Below are 13,623 nucleotides of genomic sequence, written 5' to 3'. Positions count from 1 at the left end.
GTTTAGTGTGTCTTCCGCGGCGGTTGTCGCGCGGCCTGCGCCGCCTGTCCAGCGCCGCCATCCCAATCGAGCATCGCCGCATAACCCGGCGCGGGCGACGGCAGCGTCAGCCGCGCGATCAGCCCGGTCGCGATCACCACCCCCAGCGCCATGCTGCACGCGCGCGAGAGGCGGCGCGGCACGCCCTCGCTCGCCATCAGGATCGCGGCGAGCGCGCTCGCGAGCATCGGCCACAGGTGGTAGCGCAAGTCGGAGGCGATGCTCACCACCGCGAAACTCGCCTCCAGCGCGAGTGCGGACACGGCGAGCGCCAGCGCGAGATCGCGGATCGCGGTGCGTGGGCACGCCAGCGCGACCGCCAGCACCGCGGCAGCGACGACGATCCACGCGACCGGCCAGCCGAGCGGCGATACCGCCAACCAGCCCGCCAGCGCGACCACCGGCCGCACCGCCCTGCCCGGTGTGTCCAAGCCGATCGTATTCGCTTCCGATCCGGCCGGCGGCGCGGCGCTCGTCCATATCGCAGGCACCAGCCAGCGTGTCGTCGCGTTGAGATGGGCCAAACGGTGACGGGCATAACCGAGCGGGTGCCGCAGGATCGCGCTTGCCCAGCCGTGGATCAGCACTGGCGTGGGCACATCCTCGAAGCGCACCGAGATCGCACCGCAGCGCGACGGGCTGCCGAGCGGATCCCAGAAGAACGGCTGGTAGCAGTGGCGCGAGGCGATCATCGCGCGCTCGTCGGGGCTCAGCACGCCCCCCTCATCATGGGCGTCGCCGGCGAAATGCGCGATCCCGGCGAGATCGAACAACGGCAGCGTGTTGCCCACGCTGGTCGGCTCCGCGTCGAGCAGGCGGTGGTTGATGACCGGCGACACCGCCAGAACCCCCAGCGTCAGCACGGCGATCGCACCGAGCCGCACCGCCCAGCGCCGTCGCCCCGGCGCCAGCATCACGCCGAGCGGCACCACCGCGAACACCGCGTTGGTGCGCACCAGCGTCGCATAGGCGAGCAGCACGCCCACCGCGATGAACCCCGGCAGCGACAGCGGACGCCCGCCGAACCGCGCACGCGCGATCAAGCCGATCGCGAGCAGCAGCGCGCCGAGCATCTGCGAATCCTTGAGCACCACCGACTGCCAGGCGACGAACGGCGGCAACGCGCCCAGCGCGATCACCCACCAGCCCGCGCGCCGGCTACCCGCCTGCGCCAGCGCCGCTGCGGTCAGCCCGAGTCCCAGCCAATAGCCTGCCGCCTGCACGACGAACATCGGCGTAGCGCCCGGCCCGAGCGGGTGGAGCACCGCCCACAGCCGTGCCATGATCGGCGGGTGCCAGTCGTCATAGGCGCCCGCCAGCACCTGCGTGAACTGTCCGACCGTGTCGAACATCGCCACGCCCGGCCACCACAAAGCCAGTTGCAGCACGCACAGCACCGCCGCCGCGATGCCGATGCGTCTGGACGAGCCGGCGCGGCGAGCATGCGATGCCGCCGCGCCGGTGCGCATCAGATGTGGAGTGCGCGGCCGTAGGCGCCGAGCACGCTCTCGTGCATCATTTCGCTCAGCGTCGGGTGCGCGAACACCGTCTCCATCAGCTCGGCCTCGGTGGTTTCGAGCTGGCGGGCGATGACATAGCCCTGGATCAGCTCGGTCACTTCCGCGCCGACCATGTGCGCGCCGAGCAGCTCGCCGGTCTTGGCGTCGAACACCGTCTTGATGAAGCCTTCCGCCTCGCCCAGCGCGATCGCCTTGCCGTTGCCGATGAAGGGGAATTTGCCGACCTTGACTTCATGGCCGGCTTCCTTGGCCTTGGCCTCGGTCAGGCCGACGCTCGCCACCTGCGGGCGCGAATAGGTGCAGCCCGGGATGTTCCACGTCTCGAACGGATGCGGGTTCAGCCCCGCGATCGCCTCGACGCAGACGATGCCCTCATGGCTCGCCTTGTGCGCCAGCCACGGCGCACCGGTCACGTCGCCGATCGCATAGACGCCGGGCACGTTGGTGCGGGCATAGCCGTCGACCTTGATGTGGCCACGCTGGTCCTGCTCGATCCCGACCGTGTCCAGCCCGATGTTCTCGACGTTGGGCACGATGCCGATCGCGACGATGACGTGGCTGAACGTCTCGACGGTATCCTTGCCGTCCCTGCTGATCGTGGCCTTCACCTCGCTGTCGCTCGCCTCGATATTGGCGACCTTGGTGTCCTTCAGCAGCTTGATGCCCTGCTTGGTCAGCGCCTTGTCCATGAACGCGGAGACTTCCTCGTCCTCGACCGGGAGGATGCGGGGCAGCATCTCCACGATCGTCACGTCGGCACCCATGTCGTTGTAGAAGCTCGCGAACTCCACGCCGATCGCGCCCGATCCCAATACCAGCAGCTTGGTCGGCATCACCTCGGGCGTCATCGCGTGGCGGTAGGTCCAGACGCGGCCGCCGTCGGCCTTGACGTACGGCAGCTCGCGCGCGCGCGCGCCGGTCGCGACGATGATGTGCTTGGCTTCGAGCTCGGCGGTCTTGTCGCCCATGACTACGCTCAGCTTGCCCGGCGCGGTGAGGGCGCCGGTGCCGGCATAGACCGTCACCTTGTTCTTCTTCATCAGCCCGGTAACGCCCGAGTTGAGCTGACCCGCAACCTTGCGGCTGCGCGCGACGATCTTGGCGAGATCGAAACTCGGATTCTCGACGCTGAGGCCGTAGGCATCGGCATGCGTCATATAGTGGTAGATTTCGGAGGTGCGCAGCAGCGCCTTGGTGGGGATGCACCCCCAGTTGAGGCAGATGCCCCCCAACCGCTCGCGCTCGACGATGGCGGTCTTGAGGCCGAGCTGCGCGGCGCGGATCGCCGCGACATAGCCGCCGGGGCCGGAGCCCAGGATAACGAGATCGAATGTGTCAGCCACTGGGGAGGTGTCCTTCAGCAAGTAATTTCGGAATATGGGTATCCACCGGCCGGGGCCGGCCATCGTCATCCATCGCCACCAGCACGAAGCTGCCGTGCGCTGCGCGCTCGACCCGCTCGCCATGGCGGTCGCGCCGCCAGACCTCGACCGCGACCGTCATCGAGGTGCGGCCGGTCGCGACGATCGCGGCGTAGAACGACACTTCGTCCCCCGCCATCACCGGCGCGGTGAAGGCGAAGCCGTCGGCAGCGACCACCGGCGCACGCGCGCCGCTGTGACGCGAGGCGATCGACCCGGCGGCGAGCGCCATCTGCCCCATCAGCCAGCCGACGAAGATCGTGCCATAGGGGTTATTGTCCGCCGCCATCGCCGTGGCGCGCAGCACCGGATCGCCCGAGGGCAGCGCGCGCTCAGCCATCGCCGTGCGCCACCGGCTGCGTGTTCGCATGATCCAGCCGCCAGGCGCGGCGAAGTGGCCCGACCCGCAACAGCACGTCGAGCGCCATCGCCACCCAGGCGACCGTCCAGACCGCACGGCCGGTGCCCGGCACGGCCCAGGTCGCGAGCGATGCGATTCCCACCGCCACGCCCAGACCGAGCCCCAGGAACACCAGCTCTACGATCGTCCGGCGCATCGCGTGGCTACGCGAGCATCGCCAGCGGCGATTCGACCAAAGTCTTGAACGCCGCCATCAGTTGCGCGCCATCGGCACCGTCGATCGCGCGGTGATCGAAGCTCCCGGTCGCCGACATCACCGTGGCGATGCCGAGTTCGCCGTCGATCACATAGGGGCGCTGCTCGCCCGCGCCGATCGCCATGATCATGCCCTGCGGCGGGTTGATGACCGCCTCGAAGTGCTTGATCCCCATCATGCCCATGTTCGACAGGCTGGCGGTGCCGCCCTGGAATTCCTCGGGCTTGAGCTTGCCGTCCTTGGCGCGCGCGGCGAGATCCTTCATCTCGGTCGAGATCGCGGCCACGCCCTTGGTGTCGGCGCCCTTGATGATCGGCGTGATGAGCCCGGCGGGCACGCTCACCGCCACCGACACGTCGGCGCGGGTGAAGCTGATGAGCTGGTCGGGCGTGTACATCACGTTGCACTTGGGCACCTGCATCAGGCTGACGCCCAGCGCCTTGATGAGCAGATCGTTGACCGACAGCTTCACGCCGCGCGACGCGAGCCCCGCGTTCAGCTCGCCGCGCAGCTTGAGCAGCGCGTCGAGCCGGACATCGACGGTGAGGTAGATGTGCGGAACCTGCTGCTTCGATTCGGTCAGGCGGCGCGCGATGACCTTACGCACGTTCGACAGCTTGTCGGCAGTGTGCGGAATGTCGGGAACGCCGTGGACGACCGGCGCCGGAGCGCTTGCGGTCGCGGCAGCGGCGGGCGCGGACGCTTCGGCCGCCTTGGCAGGAGCTGCGGCAGGCTTGGCGTTGTCCAGATCGGCCTTGACGATGCGCCCGTGGGGACCGCTGCCGCTCAGCGAAGCGAGGTCGATGTTCTTCTCGGCGGCGAGGCGGCGTGCGAGCGGGCTCGCGCGCAGACGATCGCCTTCGTGTTTGGCAGCCGGCGCCGGCGCCGGTGCGGCCTCTGCCTTGGGCGCTTCGGACTTCGGAGCCTCGGTCTTGGGAGCGGCGGCAGGTGCGTCGACCTTGGCAGCGGGCGCGGCGGATGCGGCGCTGGCATCCTCGCCCTCGCCGACCAGGACCGCGATCACGGTGCCGACCTTCACGCCTTCGGTGCCCTCGGCCACCGTCAGCTTGCCGATCGTGCCTTCATCGACCGCCTCAAACTCCATGGTCGCCTTGTCGGTCTCGATCTCGGCGAGCAGATCGCCCGAGCGCACGGTGTCGCCCTCCTTCACGAGCCACTTTGCAAGCGTGCCCTCCTCCATCGTCGGGGAAAGCGCGGGCATCTTGATCTCGATCGGCATGAATGGTCCTTGAAATCGAATCCTGGGGCGATCGTGTCTCTCGCGCCCCAATCTCGCCCGGTCAAGACCATGTTCCGCGCACGCAGACTTGCGCCGCGCGCGCGCCCGGCGCAACTAGTTGGCTAAACAGGGTCCGAACCGCATGCGCATCTACCTCGTCGTGATCGACAACAGCCCCGAAAGCGCGATCGCGTTGCGCTTCGCCGCCAGGCGCGCGGTGAAGACCGGCGGCGGCGTCGAGATCCTCGCGCTGATCGAGCCGCAGGAGTTCATTCCGTTCGGCGGCGTGCAGGCGACGATCGAGGAGGAAGCGCGGCTCCACGCCGAGGGTCTGGTCGCGGGCGCCGCCGGCACGCTGATCGAGGAGTCGGGCCTGCGCCCGTCGATCACGGTGCGGCAAGGCGAAGGGCCAAAGATCATCCGCGAGATGATCGCCGACAATCCCGACATCGCCGCGCTGGTGCTGGGCGCGGCGGCGAGCGGTGCGCCCGGCCCGCTGATCGCGCATTTTGCCAGCGATTCGGGCGCGTTGCCGGTGCCGCTGATGATCGTGCCAGGCTCGCTCGACCGCGAGGCGATCGACCGACTGAGCTGAGGCCGCGCGGCCCCGCGCTCTTGAAGGCTGGGTGCCTTCGCGTCACCATGCGATGATGCGCACCCTCCCTCTCGCCGCCGCCCTCCTCCTCGCCACGCCCGCCACAGCCAGCGAAGCCCCCGATCCCGCGCGCCTGAAGGCGACGGTCGAGAAACTGGTGAGCTTCGGCACGCGCCATACGCTCTCCGCGCCCGACGATCCGGTGCGCGGCATCGGCGCGGCGCGGCGCTGGGCGGGCGCGGAAATGACCCACCTTGCCGATGCCTGCGGCGGGTGCATCACCGTCGCCAATATCGCGCGCACCTTCACCGGCCCGCGTGCGCCGGGCGGCGTGGAGATTGTCGACGTGCTCGGCTTTCAGCAGGGCATCGACCCGAAGCGCGTCATCATCGTCGGCGCGCATATCGACAGCCGGGTCACCGACGTGATGAACGCCACCGCCGACGCGCCGGGCGCCAACGACGACGGATCGGGCGTCGCGCTGGTGCTGGAGGCGGCGCGCATCCTTTCCAAGGAGAAGTTCCGCGCGACGATCGTCTATGCGCTGTTCTCAGGCGAGGAGCAGGGCCTATGGGGCGGGCAGTTGCTCGCCGAAACCGCGAAGGCGAAGGATTGGACCGTCACCGCGATGTTCAACAACGACATCGTCGGCAACACGCTGGCGCAGAACGGCGCGCGTGTGGCGGACCGGGTGCGCGTGTTCTCGGAAGGCATTCGCGTCGCCGATGATCTGCCCGCGCAACTCGCCCGGCGCAGCAACGGCGGCGAGGACGATTCGCCGTCCCGCGCGCTCGCCAAGACAGTGCGCGCGGTCGCCGCTACCGTACCGGGCGGGCTCGAGGTGTTCGTCGATCGCCGACCCGACCGGTTCGGGCGCGGTGGCGATCACGAGCCGTTCCTCAAGCTCGGCTACCCGGCGGTACGCTTCTCGGTCGGGGCGGAGAATTACGACGGCCAGCATCAGGACGTGCGCGTCGAGAACGGCAAGGCGTATGGCGACACCGTCGACAAGATGGACTTCGGCTATCTCGCCAAAGTGACAGCGATCAACGTCGCCGCGATCCGCCGCCTCGCCGCCGCTCCGGCCGCGCCCACCGGCGTAACGATCGCGGGCGCGCTCGGCAGCGATACGCGGGTCGCGTGGGCTCCGGTCGTGGGGGCCACAGGCTATCGTATCCACTGGCGGCGGAGCGACGCGCAGGACTGGCAGCAGGCACGCGACGTGCCGGCGGGCGCGACCGCGCAGGTTCTGAAGGACGTGGTGATCGACGATACGTTCGTCGGCGTCGGCGCGCTCGGCGCAGATGGCGCAGAAAGCCTGGTGACGTTCGCGGGGCCGGCACCGCGATAAGTCGCGCTTGGCTTTCGCGCGCGCACGGCTAAGCTGGTGGCGATCCGTCAGGAGAGCAATATGACCGTGACCGGCATCGGCGGCATCTTCTTCCGCGCGCAAGACCCGGACGCCCTGCGCGACTGGTATCGCCAGAATCTCGGCGTCGGCGGCGAGGGCTATACGCCGTGGCAGCAGGCGGCCGGCCCGACGATGTTTATGCCGTTCGCGGCCGCGACTGACTATTGGCCGGCTGAACGCCCATGGATGCTCAACCTGCGCGTCGCCGATCTGGACGCGCTGCTGGCCAAGCTGCGTCAGGCGGATATCGCAGTCACAACAGACCCAGCGTGGGATTCGCCCGAAGCGGGCCGCTTCGCGCGGCTGCACGATCCCGAAGGCAATCCGATCGAGCTGTGGGAACCGCCGCTCGACTAGCTGCTATTCGCGCACCCTGCCCCGCCCCGCCTTCACCGCCGACCGTTTGGCCTTGCCCTCCACGCGCCGCGTCTGCGAAGCCTTGGTCGGCTTGGTCGGGCGGCGCTTCTTGGGGATGATCGTCGCCTCTTGGATCAGCGCGATCAGCCGCTCGCGGACTTCCTGCCGGTTGAGCAGTTGCGAGCGCGTGCCTTCGCTGCGCAGCACCAGCACGCCGTCGCGCGTCAGCCGCGATCCCGCCAGCACCGCGATCCGGTTCTTGACCGCAAGCGGCAGGCCCGGCGAGTTCCCCACGTCGAAGCGCAGGATCACCGCGCTGTCGGTCGTGTTGACATGCTGGCCGCCCGGCCCGCCCGATCGGGTGGTTGATTCCTCAAGCTCGCTGTCGTCGATCGAAATCGAGCGGGTAATCGGGATGGCGACCATGCCGCGACGATAGCCGAAATCGCGGGACGCTCGCAAAGGAAACACGTGCTACCCCAACGCGAGCAGCGCCGACATTTTCCAGCGCGTCTCGTCCGACAGCGTGACGAAGCGGCGACGCCCGTCGAGCGGGTCAGGGTCGATCGCCACGACGCCACGTTGCTGGAGCGCGGAAATCGCCCGCAGCGCCGTGGTCGAGGGAACCGCCGCGGCAGCGCACGCCCGCGTCATCGACACCGCTTCGCCGCGCTCGGCCGCCGTGTAGAGGTCGAGCAGCAGATCCCAGGTCGGGTCGCGGAACAGGTCGGCGATCTCCGGTAGGGTCTCATCACGCTTGCGGCGGAACTGGAAGATCTTCTGCGCGCGCAGCACCGCGGCGCTGTCGGTCGAAGGTTCCGCCTTCTCGTGCAGCCGTTCGAGCACGCGCTGAAGCTCGTCGATGACGGACCCGAGCAGGTCGGGCGCGGGGACCATGTTGCTCATCGCGACCACGCTGCATCGACCCCGAACCGATCGAGCCGCAACCGGTGCCGCAGCACGGCCGCCGCGAGGAGGATGACGATCGGGTAGCCCCAGATCTTCAGCAGGAACGCATAGGCCCAAGGCGACATGCCCAGATCGACAACCCGCGCGAGGTGAACCAATAGGGACGAGAGTTGCAACGCAGCCATAACCATCGGCCAAATCCTGTTCGAGCGGAGCGCCAGCCAGAACAACCCAGCGAACAGCGCCAGGTCGATTGCGAACACGCCACTCTCCAATTGATAGAAACGCGACACCGGGAATGTGTAGTTCGACATGGTGGCAAGCGCGGCGACGATCTGCATCGCTGCCGCCCATCGCTCGGGGCTGCCGCCACGCCAAGTCGCGTACACCGCAGTCACGATCAGCAGGGCGTTGAACAGCAAGGGGCCGAACATAGATCGCCGCCGCTGCGTCTTACGCGACCACGCGAAGCGGTTCACGCTCCGCGCCGGCGGGTTTGGAGGCTTCATCGCCAAAGGCATGAACAGGCACGTTGAGATCGTCGCGGGTCCGTTCCAGCGCCTGATGGCAGGCGACGATGCGGTCGCGCCCGGCGAACAGCGCATTCACGCTCTCGCCGAGTGCGGCAAACGCATCTTGGCCGGTCGCGGCCGCAACACGCGCCCGCTTGCGGCCGCTCGCCATCGCGATCATCACGTAGCCGGCTTTTTCGATCGCGCTGTCGATCTGGGCCTCCAGCTCGCGCAGCGGTGTGGCGATGCTCTGGCCCACCGCGATGCGTTCGTTCTGCAACTTGCCGTTGTGCAATTTTGACATGAGAGTCCTCCGCCCGGCAACGGGCGTCGCCGGGTCATTGTCGGTTGATGGGGTGCCTGGCGTAGTAATCGCGCTCGAGCCGGGTAATGCCTTCGGCACCGGCGACGATCACGAGGACCGAGAGGATCATGGCGAAGGTAAGCAGCGGTATGATCGCCGCGCGCTTCCACCATGCGAGTGTAATCTGTCTCCCTTGCGGAACCGCCACCGTGGCGATCGGTCCCGGATCGACTACCGGGGGATCGGCCCGAACCTCAACGCGGGGAATTTCCTCAAGGGGTTTTCCCGGTGCCTCCCGGATGTACTCGTCATAGAGCCGCGCGGCATGCAGCGCGGAGCTTGCCCCGAGCTTGGCCTTGGCAGCGGCAAGATAGCCCTCCACCGTCTTCACCGACAGCGTGAGTTCGGCCGCGATCTCCTTCGGGCGCATGGGTGTCGCCAGCAGGCTCAGGCACTGGCGCTCGCGCGGCGAGAGATCGTCGATAGCCCCCATCCGGACATATCTATAATCAAGCTAACCCTCTGGAAAGCCTCTTGGCAGGCGCGCGTTCAGAAAGACGTAGCCGCTGGAGCGGACGTAATCCCGCTCCGCCCCTTCAGGGTTCAGCCGCCGAATCCAGCTTTCGCAAAGCGTTCGGGCAGCGGCGCCTGCGCAACGATCGGCTCCTTGCCCGCGCGCGGCACGGTCAGCGCGGCGGCGTGGAGCAAAGTCTCGCCGCCGCCGCGCCCGTAGATCGGATCGCCCACCACCGGCGCGCCAAGCGCTTCGGCGGCATGGACGCGGATCTGGTGCGTGCGCCCTGTCTCGGGCGTGAACTCCACGAACGCGCGGCCGTCCTTTACCGCCAGCACGCGCCAGCCGGTGCGCGACGGCTTGCCGCCGGGATCGCCGCGCATCCGCCAGCCGGTCTCGGCCGTGCTGACCTTGACGAGCGGCAGGTCGATCAACCCCGCCTCGCCCTCCGGCACGCCGTCGAGCACGGCGAGATAGCGTTTCTGCACCAGCCCTTGTTCGAACGCCTGTTGCAGCCGCGCGTGCGCCTTGGGGTTGCGCGACAGCAGCAGGCAGCCCGAGGTATCACGGTCGAGCCGGTGGACCGGGTGCGGCCAGCGTTTGAAGCCGAACGTCAGCCCGTCCATGTGGTTTTCAAGGCTGATCGAGCCGTCGCGCGGACGATCGACGGGGAGCCCGGCGGGCTTGTCGATGACGAGAGCCTCGCCGTCGAGGAAGAGAACATTGTTTGCAAGCATGAACCCGTCTTGCCACCGCAAGCGCCCGCATGCCAGAGCAACCGCGATGCGGTGGCGGATGACGAGCGTGACGAAGGTGCTGGCGTGGGCGACGCTCGCCGCACCGGCACTGGCGATGGCCGCGACGCCCGAGCAGCTTTGCCCCGGCCAATGGGTGACGCCCGGCGCGGATGGCCGTGTACTCGGCCACATCCCGTATCGCGAGGCGCCGAACACCGATCTCGTCTCGGCGCCCGCTGGCTTCGCGCTGGGCCAGCCGTGCTACGTACAGCGCGACGCCGCGCCCGATCTTACACGGCTGCTCAACGCCGCAGCCGTCGCGCCCGGCGTCGGTAAAGTGCTGCGCGGCGTCTCCTGCTATCGCACCATCGAGCGCCAGCGCGCGGTGTTTTGCAGCCAGATCGGCCCGCACAAGCAATGCAAGGACGCCGCCGAGCGCGCCCGCTCGGTCGGGCCACCGGGACACAGCGAGCATTCAACCGGCTATGCGATCGACTTCGGCCTGCGCCCCAGCGGCGGGTGCCGCGACGTCAACCCGTGCCTCGCGCGTACGCCGGCCGGGCTGTGGCTGCTCACGCATGCGGGCGAATACGGGTTCGAGCTGAGCTTCCCCGCCGGCAATGCGCAGGGCGTGACGTGGGAGCCGTGGCACTGGCGCTGGGTGGGCGCGACGCTCAACACGCCCGGCGCGGCGCGGGCGCGGCTGTTGTTCGCGCGCGCACGCGGCGAGTTCCCGGCCAGCCCGCAGATCCGCGACGTTTCGGACGGGTGGATCGGCGTGATCCGCCCGGCGCCCGCGCCGGTGTTGCCCGCGCAGGGCTCGCCCTATCTGCACGGGCTGCCGCAGAGCTACTTCGTCCAGCCGCTGCCGACGCCCACGCCGACCCCGCCGTCGCGACGCCGGCGGCGATAGGGGTATCTCCCGAACTTTCGTCGGGAAGCAAAGAAAGGGCGTGGCACTTTCGCGCCACGCCCCTGCCGTTACCAGCGGGTCAACGAGATCAGCCGGCCAGCTTCGCCGCTGCTTCCGCCACGCGCTTGCCCTGATGGCGCGCGCCACCGAGATCGACGTCGTTCGGCTGACGGCTACCGTCGCCATCGGCGAGCGTGCTCGCGCCGTAAGGCGTGCCGCCATGGACTTCCTTGACGCCCATCTGGCCCTGATAGCCATAATCCAGCCCGACGATCGTCATGCCGAAGTGCAGCAGGTTGGTGAGGATCGAGAACAGGGTCGTCTCCTGCCCACCATGCTGGCTCGCGGTCGAGGTGAACGCAGCACCGACCTTGCCGATCAGCGCGCCGCTGAACCACAGCCCGCCGGCCTGATCGAGGAACGCCGCCATCTGGCTCGGCATGCGGCCGAAGCGGGTCGGCGCGCCGATCACGATCGCGTCGTAGTTCTTCAGCGCGTCGACGCTCTCGATCAGCGGGTGCGCGGTGTCGGTCTTGAAGTGCGCCGCCTCGACCACCGCCTGCGGCGCGGTTTCGGGCACGCGGCGGATGTCGACCTCGGCACCGGCCGAACGCGCACCCTCGGCGACCGCATCCGCCATCTGCTCGATATGGCCATAGGAGGAGTAATAGAGGACGAGGACTTTGGTCATGGCAGGTCTCCTTTAGAAAGAAATCGTCGCCCCGGCGCAGGCCGGGGCCGCTGTGTTGGGGGCACTCGGTACGCGTAACACGCAGCGGCCCCGGCCTGCGCCGGGGCGACGCCAAGATTATTCCGAATCCACCAGCACCAGCTCGGCGTCTTCGATCGCGGTGATCGCAAGGCTTTCGCCGCCGCCGATCGCAATGCCGTCGCGTGCTTCGTAGCGCACGCCGGCGATCTCGATCGCGCCGGTCGCGGGCACCAGATAGGCGTGGCGGCCCGCGCCAACCGTGTGGGTGATCGTCTCGCCCGCCTTCACCGTCGCGGCAAGCAGGCGTGCGTCGGCGCGGATCGGCAGCGCGCCCGCATCCTCGGCGAAGCCGCTGGCGAGCGTGACGAAGCGGCCGTCGCGCGCATCCTTGGGGAACGGCTTGGCGCCCCAGCTCGGCGAGCCGCCCTTGCGCTTGGGCTCGATCCAGATCTGGAACAATGTCGCCGTTTCGGTCTCCAAGTTGTATTCGGCGTGGCGAACGCCGGTGCCCGCGCTCATCACCTGCACATCGCCGGCGACGGTGCGGCCCTGATTGCCCATCGAGTCCTGATGCGTGATCGCGCCCGAGCGGACGTAGGTGATGATCTCCATGTCGCGGTGCGGGTGCGGCGGGAAGCCGCTGTTGGCGGCGATCGCGTCGTCGTTCCAAACGCGGATCGCGCCCCAGCCCATCCGGGCGGGATCGTAATAGTCGGCGAAGGAGAAGTGGTGGCGCGCGTCGAGCCAGCCGTGATCGGCATGGCCCAGGCTGTCGAACGATCGTTTCTCGATCATGGCGGGGTCGCTCTCGAAGGAGGAAGGTGTTGGCGGTAAGATAGGCGCTGGAATCGCGCCGTAAATCGAAACGTTGGAAACCGATTGTTTCCGGCGATAAGCAGAGCGGCGAAGGGAGTGACCATCATGCGCCTGCCCGATCTCGAAGCCTGGGCGATCTTCGCGAGCGTGGTCGAACACCGCTCGTTCAGCGCGGCGGCGGACGCGATCGGCACCTCCAAGGCGACCGTGTCCAAGGCGATCAGCCGGCTGGAGGCACGGCTCGGCCAGTCGCTGTTCCACCGCACCTCGCGCAAGCTGACGCTCACCGAAAGCGGCACCGGGCTCGCCGAACATGCGCGCCGCATCCTTGCCGATGCGGAGGCCGCCGAGGAAGCCGCGCGCGATGCCGCCACCGCGCCGGCCGGGCTGATCCGCATGACCGCACCGATGACGCTCGGCATGGTCCAGCTTTCGCCGATGCTTGCCGACTTCCTCGCCGATCATCCCGGCATCGAAATCGACCTCAACCTGTCGGACGCGCGGGTGGATATCGTTGCGGAGGGGATCGACGTCGCCTTGCGCATCGCCAATCTGCCCGACAGTTCGCTGCGCGCGCGCCGGCTCGGGCCGATCCGCACCTTCGTGGTCGCCTCGCCCGCCTATCTGGAGCGTCACGGTCGCCCCACCCATCCTGCGCAGCTCGGCGAACACGCCTGTTTCGGCTATACCAACGTCTCCGGCCCATGGCGCTTCACCGGTCCCAATGGCGAGGAGGCGGCGGTGCGGCCGAGCGGGCCGCTGCGCTCGAACAGCGGCGACGCGCTGTTGCCGGCCCTGCGCGCAGGCGTCGGCATCGCGCTGCTGCCCGATTTCATCGTCGGCGGCGATCTCGCGGCGGGTACGGTCGAGGCGATCCTGACCGACTGGTCGCTGCCGCCGGTCGCGCTGCACCTGATGACGCCGCCCAGCAACCTGCGCCCGGCGCGGGTCGAGACGCTGATCGCCTTCCTGACGGAGCGCTTCCGAAATCTCTGCGTTACCTGAC

General features: G+C 68.6%; 18 protein-coding genes. 5 read left to right on the top strand and 13 right to left on the bottom strand.

All coding sequences use genetic code 11. From position 1 onward, the window contains the following. Positions 1 to 2: 2 nt before the first annotated feature. The 5 genes from AC3ANX_RS08625 to AC3ANX_RS08605 are packed head-to-tail and all read right to left on the bottom strand — an operon-like array spanning position 3 to position 4,837. Positions 3 to 1,508 carry a hypothetical protein gene (locus AC3ANX_RS08625; RefSeq protein WP_488336585.1) on the bottom strand — a complete coding sequence of 502 codons (1,506 nt, stop codon included), beginning with the start codon at positions 1,506 to 1,508 and terminating at the stop codon, positions 3 to 5. Then, the gene (lpdA, locus tag AC3ANX_RS08620; RefSeq protein ID WP_488336584.1) at positions 1,508 to 2,902 is read right to left on the bottom strand and encodes a dihydrolipoyl dehydrogenase; all 1,395 of its coding nucleotides are present in this window, start codon (positions 2,900 to 2,902) and stop codon (positions 1,508 to 1,510) included. The genes AC3ANX_RS08625 and lpdA overlap by 1 nt, the downstream gene beginning before the upstream one ends. Beyond that, the gene (locus tag AC3ANX_RS08615) at positions 2,895 to 3,320 is read right to left on the bottom strand and encodes an acyl-CoA thioesterase (protein WP_488336583.1); all 426 of its coding nucleotides are present in this window, start codon (positions 3,318 to 3,320) and stop codon (positions 2,895 to 2,897) included. The genes lpdA and AC3ANX_RS08615 overlap by 8 nt, the downstream gene beginning before the upstream one ends. Further along, a complete protein-coding gene (locus tag AC3ANX_RS08610) occupies positions 3,313 to 3,537 on the bottom strand; it encodes a hypothetical protein (protein WP_488336582.1) in 225 nt (74 codons plus the stop codon). Before AC3ANX_RS08610 ends, AC3ANX_RS08615 begins: the two co-directional genes overlap by 8 nt. A gap of 7 nt (positions 3,538 to 3,544) precedes the next feature. Continuing rightward, positions 3,545 to 4,837, bottom strand: coding sequence for a pyruvate dehydrogenase complex dihydrolipoamide acetyltransferase (locus AC3ANX_RS08605; RefSeq protein ID WP_488336581.1), 1,293 nt, complete (start codon positions 4,835 to 4,837; stop codon positions 3,545 to 3,547). Positions 4,838 to 4,979: 142 nt separating this feature from the next. Between AC3ANX_RS08605 and AC3ANX_RS08600 the strand changes: the two genes are divergently transcribed. Genes AC3ANX_RS08600 through AC3ANX_RS08590 form a run of 3 tightly spaced genes read left to right on the top strand, consistent with a single transcriptional unit; the run spans position 4,980 to position 7,200 of the window. Beyond that, entirely contained in the window at positions 4,980 to 5,432 is a 453-nt protein-coding gene (locus AC3ANX_RS08600) for a universal stress protein (protein WP_488336580.1), read from the top strand. 55 nt (positions 5,433 to 5,487) lie between these two features. Beyond that, a complete protein-coding gene (locus tag AC3ANX_RS08595; protein WP_488336579.1) occupies positions 5,488 to 6,783 on the top strand; it encodes a M20/M25/M40 family metallo-hydrolase in 1,296 nt (431 codons plus the stop codon). A 60-nt stretch (positions 6,784 to 6,843) separates the two neighbouring features. Continuing rightward, complete coding sequence (locus tag AC3ANX_RS08590) at positions 6,844 to 7,200, top strand: VOC family protein (protein WP_488336578.1); 357 nt, start codon at positions 6,844 to 6,846, stop codon at positions 7,198 to 7,200. 3 nt (positions 7,201 to 7,203) lie between these two features. Here AC3ANX_RS08590 and arfB read toward each other — a convergent pair whose 3' ends face one another. From arfB to AC3ANX_RS08560, 6 genes are all read right to left on the bottom strand, one after another. Further along, positions 7,204 to 7,626: an alternative ribosome rescue aminoacyl-tRNA hydrolase ArfB gene (gene arfB, locus AC3ANX_RS08585; protein ID WP_488336912.1), complete on the bottom strand. Its 423-nt coding sequence runs from the start codon at positions 7,624 to 7,626 to the stop codon at positions 7,204 to 7,206. Positions 7,627 to 7,674: 48 nt separating this feature from the next. Continuing rightward, positions 7,675 to 8,106, bottom strand: a complete 432-nt coding sequence (locus AC3ANX_RS08580) for a hypothetical protein (RefSeq protein ID WP_488336577.1) — start codon at positions 8,104 to 8,106, stop codon at positions 7,675 to 7,677. Continuing rightward, positions 8,103 to 8,588: a hypothetical protein gene (locus tag AC3ANX_RS08575; RefSeq protein ID WP_488336576.1), complete on the bottom strand. Its 486-nt coding sequence runs from the start codon at positions 8,586 to 8,588 to the stop codon at positions 8,103 to 8,105. The genes AC3ANX_RS08580 and AC3ANX_RS08575 overlap by 4 nt, the downstream gene beginning before the upstream one ends. Beyond that, entirely contained in the window at positions 8,563 to 8,925 is a 363-nt protein-coding gene (locus AC3ANX_RS08570) for a hypothetical protein (RefSeq protein ID WP_488336575.1), read from the bottom strand. Before AC3ANX_RS08570 ends, AC3ANX_RS08575 begins: the two co-directional genes overlap by 26 nt. A gap of 34 nt (positions 8,926 to 8,959) precedes the next feature. Further along, entirely contained in the window at positions 8,960 to 9,418 is a 459-nt protein-coding gene (locus tag AC3ANX_RS08565) for a LuxR C-terminal-related transcriptional regulator (protein ID WP_488336574.1), read from the bottom strand. Between the two features lie 110 nt (positions 9,419 to 9,528). Then, a complete protein-coding gene (locus AC3ANX_RS08560) occupies positions 9,529 to 10,176 on the bottom strand; it encodes an RluA family pseudouridine synthase (protein WP_488336573.1) in 648 nt (215 codons plus the stop codon). A 58-nt stretch (positions 10,177 to 10,234) separates the two neighbouring features. Between AC3ANX_RS08560 and AC3ANX_RS08555 the strand changes: the two genes are divergently transcribed. Next, complete coding sequence (locus AC3ANX_RS08555) at positions 10,235 to 11,089, top strand: M15 family metallopeptidase (protein WP_488336572.1); 855 nt, start codon at positions 10,235 to 10,237, stop codon at positions 11,087 to 11,089. 88 nt (positions 11,090 to 11,177) lie between these two features. Here AC3ANX_RS08555 and wrbA read toward each other — a convergent pair whose 3' ends face one another. Together wrbA and AC3ANX_RS08545 are read right to left on the bottom strand one after the other, a co-directional pair. Continuing rightward, positions 11,178 to 11,780 carry an NAD(P)H:quinone oxidoreductase gene (wrbA, locus tag AC3ANX_RS08550; protein WP_488336571.1) on the bottom strand — a complete coding sequence of 201 codons (603 nt, stop codon included), beginning with the start codon at positions 11,778 to 11,780 and terminating at the stop codon, positions 11,178 to 11,180. 117 nt (positions 11,781 to 11,897) lie between these two features. After that, a complete protein-coding gene (locus tag AC3ANX_RS08545; protein WP_488336570.1) occupies positions 11,898 to 12,596 on the bottom strand; it encodes a pirin family protein in 699 nt (232 codons plus the stop codon). A 126-nt stretch (positions 12,597 to 12,722) separates the two neighbouring features. On the opposite strand from AC3ANX_RS08545, the gene AC3ANX_RS08540 reads away from it, so the two are divergent. Next, on the top strand, positions 12,723 to 13,622 hold the full coding sequence (locus tag AC3ANX_RS08540; RefSeq protein WP_488336569.1) for a LysR family transcriptional regulator: 900 nt from the start codon (positions 12,723 to 12,725) through the stop codon (positions 13,620 to 13,622). The last annotated feature ends 1 nt before the right edge of the window (position 13,623 follow it).

The sequence above is a fragment of the Sphingomonas sp. BRN-1R genome (genome assembly GCF_057748035.1).
The sequence above is the reverse complement of the archived record's forward strand: the minus strand, read 5'-3'. Positions and strand labels throughout refer to the sequence as shown.

Bases quoted from the DNA above. Each gene is read 5' to 3' on its own strand.
- AC3ANX_RS08580 (WP_488336577.1), bottom strand. From the start codon at position 8,106: ATGAGCAACATGGTCCCCGCGCCCGACCTGCTCGGGTCCGTCATCGAC.
- AC3ANX_RS08565 (WP_488336574.1), bottom strand. From the start codon at position 9,418: ATGGGGGCTATCGACGATCTCTCGCCGCGCGAGCGCCAGTGCCTGAGC.
- AC3ANX_RS08610 (WP_488336582.1), bottom strand. From the start codon at position 3,537: ATGCGCCGGACGATCGTAGAGCTGGTGTTCCTGGGGCTCGGTCTGGGC.
- AC3ANX_RS08600 (WP_488336580.1), top strand. From the start codon at position 4,980: ATGCGCATCTACCTCGTCGTGATCGACAACAGCCCCGAAAGCGCGATC.
- arfB (WP_488336912.1), bottom strand. From the start codon at position 7,626: ATGGTCGCCATCCCGATTACCCGCTCGATTTCGATCGACGACAGCGAG.
- AC3ANX_RS08595 (WP_488336579.1), top strand. From the start codon at position 5,488: ATGCGCACCCTCCCTCTCGCCGCCGCCCTCCTCCTCGCCACGCCCGCC.
- AC3ANX_RS08570 (WP_488336575.1), bottom strand. From the start codon at position 8,925: ATGTCAAAATTGCACAACGGCAAGTTGCAGAACGAACGCATCGCGGTG.
- wrbA (WP_488336571.1), bottom strand. From the start codon at position 11,780: ATGACCAAAGTCCTCGTCCTCTATTACTCCTCCTATGGCCATATCGAG.
- AC3ANX_RS08615 (WP_488336583.1), bottom strand. From the start codon at position 3,320: ATGGCTGAGCGCGCGCTGCCCTCGGGCGATCCGGTGCTGCGCGCCACG.
- AC3ANX_RS08540 (WP_488336569.1), top strand. From the start codon at position 12,723: ATGCGCCTGCCCGATCTCGAAGCCTGGGCGATCTTCGCGAGCGTGGTC.
- AC3ANX_RS08560 (WP_488336573.1), bottom strand. From the start codon at position 10,176: ATGCTTGCAAACAATGTTCTCTTCCTCGACGGCGAGGCTCTCGTCATC.
- AC3ANX_RS08545 (WP_488336570.1), bottom strand. From the start codon at position 12,596: ATGATCGAGAAACGATCGTTCGACAGCCTGGGCCATGCCGATCACGGC.
- AC3ANX_RS08625 (WP_488336585.1), bottom strand. From the start codon at position 1,508: ATGCGCACCGGCGCGGCGGCATCGCATGCTCGCCGCGCCGGCTCGTCC.
- AC3ANX_RS08590 (WP_488336578.1), top strand. From the start codon at position 6,844: ATGACCGTGACCGGCATCGGCGGCATCTTCTTCCGCGCGCAAGACCCG.
- AC3ANX_RS08605 (WP_488336581.1), bottom strand. From the start codon at position 4,837: ATGCCGATCGAGATCAAGATGCCCGCGCTTTCCCCGACGATGGAGGAG.
- AC3ANX_RS08555 (WP_488336572.1), top strand. From the start codon at position 10,235: ATGACGAGCGTGACGAAGGTGCTGGCGTGGGCGACGCTCGCCGCACCG.